The 11,269-nt window shown below is 71.1% G+C and carries 9 protein-coding genes; 4 read left to right on the forward strand and 5 right to left on the reverse strand.

The window, feature by feature from the left end:
- Positions 1-101: 101 nt before the first annotated feature.
- The 5 genes from AB0D04_RS31155 to iolC form a co-directional block, all read right to left on the reverse strand.
- A complete protein-coding gene (locus AB0D04_RS31155) occupies positions 102-1,595 on the reverse strand; it encodes a CoA-acylating methylmalonate-semialdehyde dehydrogenase (protein WP_362710025.1) in 1,494 nt (497 codons plus the stop codon).
- Between the two features lie 38 nt (positions 1,596-1,633).
- Positions 1,634-3,517 (reverse strand): 3D-(3,5/4)-trihydroxycyclohexane-1,2-dione acylhydrolase (decyclizing), encoded by a 1,884-nt coding sequence (gene iolD, locus AB0D04_RS31160; protein WP_362710027.1) that lies wholly within the window; start codon positions 3,515-3,517, stop codon positions 1,634-1,636.
- Positions 3,514-4,425: a 5-deoxy-glucuronate isomerase gene (gene iolB / locus AB0D04_RS31165; RefSeq protein ID WP_362710030.1), complete on the reverse strand. Its 912-nt coding sequence runs from the start codon at positions 4,423-4,425 to the stop codon at positions 3,514-3,516. The genes iolD and iolB overlap by 4 nt, the downstream gene beginning before the upstream one ends.
- Positions 4,426-4,499: 74 nt before the next feature.
- Entirely contained in the window at positions 4,500-5,387 is an 888-nt protein-coding gene (locus tag AB0D04_RS31170) for a deoxyribose-phosphate aldolase (RefSeq protein WP_362710033.1), read from the reverse strand.
- A gap of 70 nt (positions 5,388-5,457) precedes the next feature.
- The gene (gene iolC / locus AB0D04_RS31175) at positions 5,458-6,450 is read right to left on the reverse strand and encodes a 5-dehydro-2-deoxygluconokinase (RefSeq protein WP_362710035.1); all 993 of its coding nucleotides are present in this window, start codon (positions 6,448-6,450) and stop codon (positions 5,458-5,460) included.
- A 395-nt stretch (positions 6,451-6,845) separates the two neighbouring features.
- On the opposite strand from iolC, the gene AB0D04_RS31180 reads away from it, so the two are divergent.
- From AB0D04_RS31180 to AB0D04_RS31195, 4 genes are all read left to right on the forward strand, one after another.
- Positions 6,846-7,766 carry a sugar phosphate isomerase/epimerase gene (locus AB0D04_RS31180; RefSeq protein ID WP_362710038.1) on the forward strand — a complete coding sequence of 307 codons (921 nt, stop codon included), beginning with the start codon at positions 6,846-6,848 and terminating at the stop codon, positions 7,764-7,766.
- Positions 7,767-8,061: 295 nt separating this feature from the next.
- Entirely contained in the window at positions 8,062-9,081 is a 1,020-nt protein-coding gene (locus tag AB0D04_RS31185) for a Gfo/Idh/MocA family oxidoreductase (protein WP_362710040.1), read from the forward strand.
- Between the two features lie 2 nt (positions 9,082-9,083).
- On the forward strand, positions 9,084-10,493 hold the full coding sequence (locus AB0D04_RS31190; protein WP_362710043.1) for a sugar porter family MFS transporter: 1,410 nt from the start codon (positions 9,084-9,086) through the stop codon (positions 10,491-10,493).
- Positions 10,494-10,755: 262 nt separating this feature from the next.
- Positions 10,756-11,121 (forward strand): peptidoglycan-binding domain-containing protein, encoded by a 366-nt coding sequence (locus AB0D04_RS31195; RefSeq protein ID WP_362710046.1) that lies wholly within the window; start codon positions 10,756-10,758, stop codon positions 11,119-11,121.
- Positions 11,122-11,269: the final 148 nt, after the last annotated feature.

Genomic DNA, 11,269 nt, shown 5'->3' on the forward strand with positions numbered 1-11,269 from the left:
GCCGTACGCGATCGGCTCACCGCCGTACGTACATCCTGCGGACAGGGCGGACCCCCTGCCGGTCAGGGTCGGCAGGGGGTCCGGGCGGGACGGGCGGGACGTCAGTGGTTGCGGGGGAAGCCCAGGTTGATGCCGCCGTCGGACGGGTCCGGCCAGCGGGTGGTGACGACCTTGCCGCGGGTGTAGAAGTGCACGCCGTCGTTGCCGTAGATGTGGTGGTCGCCGAAGAGCGAGTCCTTCCAGCCGCCGAACGAGTGGTAGCCGACAGGAACCGGGATCGGGACGTTCACCCCGACCATGCCGGCCTCGACCTCCAGCTGGAAGCGGCGGGCAGCGCCGCCGTCCCGGGTGAAGATCGCGGTGCCGTTGCCCCACGGGGAGTTGTTCATCAGGGCGATGGCCTCGTCGTAGGTCTCGACGCGGACCACGGAGAGCACCGGGCCGAAGATCTCGTCGCGGTAGGCGTCCATCTCGGGGGTGACGTGGTCCAGGAGCGAGACGCCGATCCAGTGGCCGTCCTCGTAGCCCTCGACGGTGTAGCCGGTGCCGTCGATGACGACATCGGCGCCCTGGGCCGCGGCACCGGTGACGTACGAGGCGACCTTGTCGCGGTGGACCTTGGTGATCAGCGGGCCCATCTCGGAGGCCGGGTCGTCGCCGGGGCCGATCCGCAGGTTGTCGGCGCGCTCCTTGATCTTGCCGATCAGCGGGTCGGCGGTGTCACCGACGGCGACCACTACCGAGATCGCCATGCAGCGCTCGCCCGCCGAACCGTAGGCGGCGTTGATCGCGGAGTCCGCGGCCAGGTCGAGGTCGGCGTCCGGCAGCACCAGCATGTGGTTCTTGGCGCCGCCCAGCGCCTGGACGCGCTTGCCGTTGGCCGTGCCGGTGGTGTGGATGTACTTGGCGATCGGGGTGGAGCCGACGAAGGACACCGCGGCGATGTCCGGGTGCTCCAGGATCGCGTCGACGGCCACCTTGTCGCCGTTGACCACGTTCAGCACACCGTCGGGCAGGCCCGCCTCGGCGGCCAGCTCGGCCAGCTTGAAGGCGGCGCTGGGCACCTTCTCGCTCGGCTTGAGGATGAAGGCGTTGCCGCAGGCGATGGCGAGGGGGAACATCCACATCGGCACCATGGCCGGGAAGTTGAACGGCGTGATGCCGGCCACGACACCCAGCGACTGGCGGATGGCGGCCACGTCCACGCGGGTGGAGACCTGGGTGGACAGCTCGCCCTTGAGCTTCTCGGGGATGCCGCAGGCCAGCTCGACGATCTCCAGACCGCGGGCGACCTCGCCGAGCGCGTCGGAGTGCACCTTTCCGTGCTCCGCGGTGATCAGGGCGGCGATCTCGTCGCGGTGCGCGTCGAGCAGCTCGCGGTACCGGAAAAGCACCGAGGTGCGCTTGGCCAGCGAGCTGGTGCCCCAACTCTTGAACGCCTCCTTGGCGGCGGCGACGGCGGCATCGACCTCCTCCACCGAGGCGAAGGCGACCTGCTTCTCCTGGGCACCGGTGGCCGGGTTGTAGACCGGGCCGTAGCTGCCGGAGACGCCCTCGACGGGCTTGCCGCCGATCCAGTGGTTGATGGTCTTCATCGGAAGGGCCTTTCGTACGGTGCAGCAGCGAGCGGATGTCAGAGGTGGCGACGACGGGCGGCGGCATGGCGGTCGTACGCTGCGCGGGCGGCGACCGCCGCCGGCCGCGTCGCGGTCTCGGCAACAGGTACATCCCACCAGGCCTGTGCCTCGGGCGCGCCCGGCACAGTGTCAGCCGTTTCGGTCTCGACATAGACACATGTGGGCCGGTTCGCGCCACGCGCCTCGGCGAGCGCCGCGCGCAGCTCGCCGACGGTCCCGGCGCGCAGGACGTGCATACCGAGCGAGGCGGCATTGGCGGCGAGATCCACGGGCAGCGGCGCCCCGGTGTAGGTGCCGTCCTTGGCCCGGAAGCGGTACGCCGTGCCGAAGCGCTCGCCGCCCGTCTCCTCGGACAGGCCGCCGATGGAGGCATAGCCGTGGTTCTGGATGAGGACGATATTGATGTGGATGCCCTCCTGGACCGCGGTGACGATCTCGGTGGGGTTCATCAGATACGTACCGTCGCCGACGAGCGCCCACACCGGGCGGTCCGGGGCGGCGAGCCGCACACCGATGGCCGCCGGGATCTCGTAGCCCATGCAGGAGTAGCCGTATTCGAGGTGGTACTGCCTGCGGGACCGGGCACGCCAGAGTTTGTGCAGGTCGCCGGGGAGGGACCCGGCGGCGTTGATGACGATGTCGGTGTCGTCGACGACGGCGTCCAGCGCGCCGAGGACCTGCGTCTGGGACGGCCGCAGGGACGCGTCCGCCGCCCCGTACGCCGCGTCCACCTGGCGCTCCCACGCCGCCTTCGCCGCTCCGTAGGCAGCCTCGTACTCCTCCTCCACACGGTGGCCGGACAGCGCTCCGGTGAGGGCTTCGAGTCCGGCGCGAGCATCGGCGACCAGGGAGGTGGCGCCGAGCTTGTGCGCGTCGAAGGAGGCGATGTTGAGGTTGAGGAAGCGGACATCGGGGGCGGCGAAGAGCGTGGTGGAAGCCGTGGTGAAGTCGGTGAAGCGGGTGCCGACACCGATGACCAGGTCGGCCTCGCGGGCCAGTGCGTCGGCGGTGGCGGTGCCGGTGTGGCCGATGCCGCCGATGTCGGCGGGGTGGTCGTGGCGCAGCGAGCCCTTGCCGGCCTGGGTGGAGGCGACGGGGATGCCGGTGGCGTCGGCGAAGGCACACAGCGCGTCCTCGGCCTCGCTGTGGTGGACGCCGCCGCCCGCGATCAGCAGCGGCCGGCGGGCGCCGCGGACGGCATGCACGGCCTCGGCGAGGGCGCCGGCGTCGGGGGCGGGACGGATGACCCGCCAGACCCTGTCGGCGAAGAACTCCTCCGGCCAGTCGTACGCCTCGGCCTGGACGTCCTGCGGCAGGGCGAGGGTGACCGCGCCGGTCTCCACCGGGTCGGCGAGGACCCGCATGGCCTGGAGGGCGGTGGGGATCAGCGCCTCGGGGCGGGTGACACGGTCGAAGTAGCGGGAGACCGGGCGCAGCGCGTCATTGACCGATACATCGCCTGCGGAGGGGACTTCGAGCTGCTGGAGGACCGGCTCCGCGGGCCGGGTGGCGAAGCTGTCGCCGGGCAGCAGCAGGACGGGCAGGCGGTTGACGGTGGCGAGCGCGGCGCCGGTGACGAGGTTGGTGGCGCCGGGGCCGATGGAGGTGGTGACGGCCTGCGCGGAGAGCCGGTCGCACTGGCGGGCGTAGCCAACGGCCGCGTGCACCATGGCCTGTTCGTTGCGGCCCTGGAGGTAGGGCAGCGCCTCGCCGGACTCCAGCAGGGCCTGGCCGATACCGGCGACGTTCCCATGGCCGAAGATGCCCCAGCAGGCGTTGATCAGGCGGTGCTGCCGGCCGTCGCGCTCGGTGTACTGGTGGGCGAGGAACTCGACCAGGGCCTGCGCAACCGTCAGGCGGCGTGTCATCGGGGCGTTCATCGGGCGTCTCCTGCGGGCGCTTCGTAGAGGGGGAGGCGGGGGTCGACGGGCTGGTCGGGCCAGGTGTCACGGATCCAGCCGTGGTCGGGGTGGTCGCAGATCAGCCACTCGCGGGTCTCACCGGGCCCGGCCATGACGTTGAGGTAGTACATGGCATGGCCGGGGGAGGCGATGGACGGGCCGTGCCAGCCGTCGGGGATGAGGACGGCGTCACCGCTGCGGACCTCGGCCAGGACATCGGTGCCGCGGCCGCGCCCGGAGGGGGTGACGCGCTGGTAGCCGACACCGTCCGTACCGTGCGCGGGCTCGATCTCGAAGTAGTAGATCTCCTCCAGTTCGGACTCCTCACCGGGGCGGCACTCGTCGTGCTTGTGCGGCGGATAGGAGGACCAGTTGCCGCCGGGCGTGAGCACCTCCACCGCTATGAGCCGGTCGCACGCGAACACGCCGGCCGCGCCGAAGTTGTTGACCTGCCGCGAGCAGGTGCCGGTGCCGCGCAGCTCCACGGGGACGGCCGAGGCGGGCCCGTACCGGGCGGGCAGGCGGCGCTCGCAGCGGGCACCGGTGAGCGCGAAGCGGCCGCCGGCGCCGCTCGCCATCTGGACTTGGGCATCGCGCGGCACGTAGGCGAAGTCCGTCACGCCGCTGAACACGCTCTCCCGGCCGGTCAGTTCGAGGGTCTCGCCGCCGTCGGTCAGCACCGTGCAGCCGCCGGACAGCGGCAGCACGATCCACTCGCTGTCACCGGTGGCGAAGGAGTGGTGCCCGCCGGGCGGCAGGTCCAGGACACGCAGCGACGAGTACCCCCAGCCGGCCCGCTGCGGATCGATGTCCAGGGCGTACGGGCCCCGTGCCGCGCGCCCCGCCTCGAGGTGGAAATCCGTCTGGTCGCTCATGACTCCGCTCATGACTGCAAGTCTCCTACTCGCCACTGACAGTTACCCGCATCCGGCCGCCACCTGCGGCTTTTCACGGCATTCCGCTACAGCAGGCCGACGGCGGTGTCGACGGCCGCCGTGACATCCCCGTCCGCGGGATAGAGCAGCGAGCGGCCGACGACCAGCCCCTGGACGGTCGGCAGCCGCAGCGCCTTGCGCCATTTCTCGTACGCGGCTTCCTGGTCCTGGACGGTGCGGCCGATGTCGCCGCCGAGCAGGACGGTGGGCAGCGTGGAGGTCTCGCAGACCCGGGCCATCGCATCGGGGTCGTCGGTGACGGGGAGTTTGAGCCAGGTGTAGGCGGAGGTGCCGCCGAGGCCGGAGGCGATGGCCACGGCCTTGGTGACCGCCTCGGCGCTCAGGTCGTTGCGGACCGCGCCGTCGATCCGGCGGGAGAGGAACGGTTCGACAAAGGTGGGCAGTTCGCGCGCGGCCATCGCATCGATGGCGCGGGCGGTGGCCTCCAAGGTGGCCAGCGAGCCGGGGTCGCTGTAGTCAATGCGCAGCAGCAGCTTGCCGGCGTCGAAGCGGAGCCGGGCGAGGTCCTCGGGACGGTGGCCGGTGAAGCGGTCGTCCATCTCGAAGGACGCGCCCGCGATCCCGCCGCGGTTCATCGAACCCATCACGACCTTGCCCTCGAGGGCGCCGAGGAGCAGCAGGTCCTCCAGGATGTCGGCGGTGCCGAGGACGCCGTCCACGCCGGGCCGCGAGAGCGCGAGGACGAGGCGTTCCAGCAGGTCGAGGCGGTTGGCCATGGCGAGCCGCCGGTCGCCGACGGCGAGCGCGCCGCGAGCGGGATGGTCGGCGGCAACGATCATCAGCCGGCCGCTGTCGCCGAGGAGGGGGCGGCGGGTGCGGCGGGCGGCAGCCTCCGCGACGGCTTCGGGGTGCCGGGCCCGCAGCGCCGGGAGGTCGCTGATCCGAGGAGTCAAGGCTCAACTCACCTTCTTGAGTGCACAAGTGGGGGCGGGGTGACCGCGTGGCGGGCGCGGCCGTGGGGCGTCACCGTTCCGCGAGGAACGCGTCGACCTCGTCGGCCGTCGGCATCGCGGAGGAACAGGCCAGGCGGGAGGCGACGATGGCGCCGGCGGCGTTGGCGTAACGCATCATCGGCTCCAGGTCCCAGCCGGCCAGCAGGCCGTGACAGAGGGCGCCGCCGAAGGAGTCACCGGCGCCCAGGCCGTTGACGACCTCGACGGGGGTGGGCGGGAGCTCCGCGGTGCGGCCGTCCCGGTGGACGGCCAGCACCCCCTTGGGCCCCTGCTTGATGACAGCCAGCTCCACGCCCAGCTCCAGCAGCGCCTGGGCGCAGGCCTTGGGGTCGCGCAGCCCGGTGGCGACCTCGGCCTCGTCGACATTGCCGACCGCCACGGTGGCGTGCCGCAGGGCCGCTTCGTAGTACGGGCGGGCGGCGGCCATCGCCGCGGCGCCGGTCGCGCCGCCGTCCCCGGAGGCGCCGCCCTCGCCACCCCAGAACATCGGCCGCCAGTCGAGGTCGAAGACCGTCGGACCCGCCTTGCCGCGGGCCTTCAGGGCGGCGAGGGTGGCGCCACGACTGGGTTCCTCGCACAGCCCCGTACCGGTGATCCAGAAAATCCGGGCCGCCGCGAGGGCGTCCAGGTCCAGTTCCTCGGGGTGAATGACCAGGTCCGGGGCCTTGGGGCGGCGGTAGAAGTAGAGCGGGAAGTCGTCCGGCGGGAAGATCTCGCAGAAGGTGACGGGGGTCGGGAGGCCGTCCACCGGGGTCACCCAGAGATCGTCCACGCCGAAGTCGCGCAGCGCCTGGTGGATGTAGTCGCCGAAAGGGTCACGTCCGGTACGGCTGATGACGGCACTACGGCGCCCGAGCCGGGCGGCGGCGACCGCGACATTCGTGGCGGAGCCGCCCAGGAACTTCCCGAAGGTCTCCACCCGCGCCAACGGCACGCCGGTCTGCAACGGGTAGATGTCCACCCCGATGCGGCCCATCGTGATCAGGTCGTACGGCTCGGTCATATGCGCCCCTTCGGGTCGGCCGGCGCGGCGGGTTGGGCGGTTCGGCCCTGAGGAAAGGTCTAACGGTGAGCATCAGACCCTGTCAACAATTTGTCCTTACATTCTTACGTCGAGGGGGGAGATGGGGCGACCCGGGGGGATGGAGCCCGGCCACACCCTGAACGCACGCCCCCGAGCCCGCCCCCGACCGTCACCCCCCGGACCCACCGCAGCCCACCTGGCGCACACCCTGCGCACACCCTCTCGGGTTACAAAGTCCTTAAGTCCTTATGTCAGGACGAAGTCTTGACACTCCCCGGAGCGGCAGAGAGGCTGTGCCCCACACCCCCACACCCCACCTCCGACCACCCCAGTGCCTCCCGGTCACCGCCGACCGGCGTAAGGAGAGCCGCAGCATGCCCGCACCCCGTGCCGCCTCGCCCGCCCTGGACCGCATCCGCGTCGGCTCCGCCCCCGACTCCTGGGGCGTCTGGTTCCCCGACGACGAGCAGCAGGTCCCCTGGCGGCGCTTCCTGGACGAGGTCGCCGACGCCGGCTACGAGTGGATCGAACTCGGCCCGTACGGCTACCTCCCCACCGACCCCGCCGCCCTCCGCGACGAGACCGCCCGGCGCGGCCTGAGCGTCTCGGCCGGCACCATCTTCACCTCGCTGCACCACGGCCCCGACGTCTGGGACAAGACCTGGGCCCACGTCAGCGAGGTCGCCACCCTCACCCAGGCGATGGACGCGAAACACCTCGTCGTCATCCCGTCCTTCTGGCGGGACGACAAGACCGCCGAGGAGCTCGAGCCGCGCGAGCTGACCCCCGAGCAGTGGAAGCACCTGACCACGGGCATGCAGCGGCTCGGCAAGCGCGTACGCGACGAATTCGGCCTCGACATCGTCGTGCACCCGCACGCCGACACCCACATCGACACCGAGGAGCACGTCGCGCGCTTCCTCGACGGCACCGACTCCGACCTGGTCAACCTCTGCCTGGACACCGGCCATTACGCCTACTGCGGCGGCGACAGCGTCAAGCTGATCCGCACCTACGGCGAGCGAATCGGCTACCTCCACCTCAAGCAGGTCGACCCGGACATCCTCGCCGACGTCGTCGCCAAGGGCACACCCTTCGGTCCGGCCGTCCAGCAGGGCGTGATGTGCGAGCCGCCGCTCGGCGTGCCCGCGCTGCCGCCCGTCCTGGAGGCCGCACAGGAGCTGGACGTCGACCTCTTCGCGATCGTCGAGCAGGACATGTACCCCTGCCCGCCCGACCAGCCGTTCCCGATCGCCGAGCGCACCCGGCGCTTCCTGCGGTCCTGCGGCGCCTGAGCCGCGGCGCCGCCCGCCCGGCGCCCGGCCGTGTCACCCGGCGCCCGGCCCGGCGCCCGGCCGCGCGCACCGTCCGCGGCCCCTCCTCACACTCCGTCCACCCCCTACACCTTGCACGCTTGCCTTCTGACGCCTTCTGACGCCTCGTGACGTCCCTGACGCCTCGTGACGCCTCCTTATATTCCGGCAACGATTACGGAGAGTAATTGATTCCCAGTGTGCATCACACTCTGTAGTACGTACTCCGCAGCACGTGAAGCAAACGGCATGAAGCACCTAAGGACTTGAGGACGACATGACTTCCTACGGAACACTGGGCGTGGCGGTGATCGGCACCGGCCGGATGGGCGCCGACCACGTGCGCCGGATCAATGAGGTGATCAGTGGCGCGCGGGTGGCGGCCGTGGCCGATCTCGACGCCGACCGGGTCAAGTGCCTCGCCGACAGCATCGAGGGGTGTACCGCCTACACCGACCCGGCCGCTGCCATGGCCGACCCCGCGGTGGACGCCGTGCTCATCGCCTCGCCCGGCCCGGCCCATGAGGCGGCGCTACTCGACGCCTTCGCCCGCGATCTGCCCGTCCTGTGCGAGAAGCCGCTGACCCCGGACCCGGCCTCCGCGCTGCGCGTCGTCGAGGCGGAGCAGGCGCTGGGCCACCGCCGCGTCCAGGTGGGCTTCATGCGCCGCTACGACGCCGACTACCGCGCCCTCAAGTCCCTCCTGGACCAGGGAACATACGGCCGTCCGCTGATGCTGCACAACAAACACCGCAACGCCGACACACCGCCCGGCTTCACCAACGCGATGACGATCCACGACTCCGTGGTGCACGAGATCGATGTGACCCGCTGGCTGCTGGAGGAGGAGATCACGACCGTACGGGTGCTGCGCCCGGCGCCCACCGGGAACGCGCCCGAAGGCCTCAGCGACCCGCAGTTGATCCTCTTCGAGACGGCCGGCGGCCAGGTCGTGGACACCGAACTCTTCGTCAACTGCGGCTTCGGCTACCAGGTCAGCTGCGAGGCGGTCTGCGAGACCGGTACCGCGAGGATCGGCGACGACCGCGGGGTGTTCACCAACGCCGTCGGCCACTGGGGCGGCGCCATCACGCCCGGCTTCGTCGAGCGCTTCGAGGAGGCGTACGACCGGCAGGTGCAGCATTGGGTCAATGCCACGCGGCGCGGCGAGGTCGAGGGCCCCAGCTGCTGGGACGGTTATGCGGCGGCCGCGGTGTGCGCGGCGGGCGTCCGCGCCCAGGAGACCGGTGAGCGGGTGGCCGTAGAGCTGATCGAGCGTCCCGCGCTCTACCGCTGACGATGACGGCCCCCACCCGCCAGGTGGCGTCCGCCGGGCCTCGCGAGAGCGGCCCGGCCGGTAACGCCAAACGCTTCATCGTCGGCATCGCTGCCATAGCCGCCCTCGGCGGCGCCCTCTTCGGCTACGACACCGGAGTCGTCTCCGGCGCCCTCCCCTTCATGGAGCGCCACTTCGGCCTCGGTTCCCTGGGCGAGGGCATCATCACCAGCGCGCTGCTGATCGGCGCCGCCTTCGGCTCACTGGCCGGCGGGCGGATGTCCGATGCTCTCGGGCGGCGCAACTCCTTGCTGTGGGCGGGCGCGGTGTTCATCGGCGGCGCGCTGGCCGTCGCGCTCGCCCCCACCGTGCCCTTCATGGCCGTGGCCCGCTTCGTCCTGGGCCTCGCCGTGGGCAGCGCCTCGGTCATCACCCCGCTCTATCTGTCGGAGATCGCGCCGCCGCACATCCGGGGCCGGTTGGTGTCCTTCAACTCTCTGATGATCGTGAGCGGTCAGCTGCTCGCCTATCTGATCAACGCGGTCCTCGCGCACTGGGAGGCCTGGCGCTGGATGCTGGGTCTGGCCGCGCTGCCCGCGGTGGCGCTGTTCGCCGGGCTGTTCTTCCTGCCGGACACCCCCCGCTGGTACATCAGCAAGGGCCGGCATGACGAGGCGGCCGGGGTGCTGCGCCGTACGCTCCCCGCCGACGACATCGCCACCGAGCTGGCCCGTATCGACCACGCCCGCAGCGTGGAGGCGGACGCGCGGCGCGGCGCCTGGCAGGAACTGCGCACCCCCTGGGTACGGCGGCTCCTCATGGTGGGCATCGGGCTGGCGATCGTCCAGCAGATCACCGGCGTCAACGCCGTCATCTACTTCGCGCCCAAGATCCTCGCCACCACCGGCCTCGGCACCAACGCCGCCATCACCGCCACCATCGCCGTCGGCGCCGTCTCCGTACTCGCCACGGCGGTCGGCATGTCCCTGATCGACCGGGTCGGCCGCCGCCCCATGCTGATCACCGGCCTGGCCGGCATGGCACTCGCGCTCGCCCTGCTCGGCGCGGCCTTCCGCCTCCCGCACTCCCCCGCCGTCAGCTGTCTGGTCCTCGGCCTCATGGTGCTCTACATGGCCTTTATGCAGGCCACCTTGAACACCGGTGTCTGGCTGCTGCTCGCCGAGATGTTCCCGCTCGCGGTCCGCGGACTGGCCATGGGTACCGCGGTATTCGTGATGTGGCTGGTCAACTTCTCGGTTGCGCTTGCCTTTCCGCTACTGCTCGACGCGGTCGGCGCGGGCACCACGTTCTGGCTGTTCGGCGTGATGTGCGTACTGTCCCTGCTTTTCTGCAAGCGGTACGCACCGGAGACCAAGGGGCTGGCCTTGGAGGATCTGGAGGACGAACTGCGGAAGGCGGCGACGGCCGGCTGATCCATTTCTTACGGCCGCGGACTCTTTTCCGCTACGGGGAACCACCACCGCCCCGTTCGGCGTGGGAACGGGTGGAATCGCATCCAAGCGGACCAACTGGAACTCCCTGTTCAAGAATGTGTTCAGGTTGATCGAATTGATCGGGCCGATCTGGTTGTTCCGGTATTCCAGTTGATCAATGGGATCATTCCGGCCGGATCACGGCCCGCACAGCATCACTTCTCACACAGCATCACTTCCAACGGGGGAAACGGTGGAATTCGTGAATGCCCGAACAATGCGTCATGCCGTCACACGCACGGCCGTTCTGACCGCGACCGCGGGTCTGCTGACCGCCGGACTGTTCGCCGGTCCGGCGTCCGCGACCGAGCCCGCTGCCGGGCCGTCCGGCACCAAGGCCGCCTGTGCGTACTACAACGGCACCGCCCTCACCGTCTACGGCCAGCGCGGCGACCGCGTCCGGCAGGTGCAGTGCCTGCTGGCGAACCGCCGCTATCTCCCCTGGGGAGATGTCACGGGCTACTTCGGTCCCAAGACCCGGGCCGCGGTGAAGAAGTTCCAGTCCCGCCACCACCTGACGGCCGACGGCAAGGTCGGCAAGAAGACGTGGCGGGCGCTCTACGCCTGATCCGCACCACCCAAGTGGCGGGGGGGGCCCCGCCCCGCCCCCCGGGGGGCCCCCCCGCCGGGGGGCGCGCCCCCGGGGGGCCGGCCCGCCCCGCCCACCCACCCCCCCCCCCGCGCCCCGCCCCCCCCCCCCCCCCCCCCCCGCGGGC

The sequence above is a fragment of the Streptomyces sp. NPDC048483 genome (genome assembly GCF_040651455.1).
Lineage (GTDB): Bacteria > Actinomycetota > Actinomycetes > Streptomycetales > Streptomycetaceae > Streptomyces.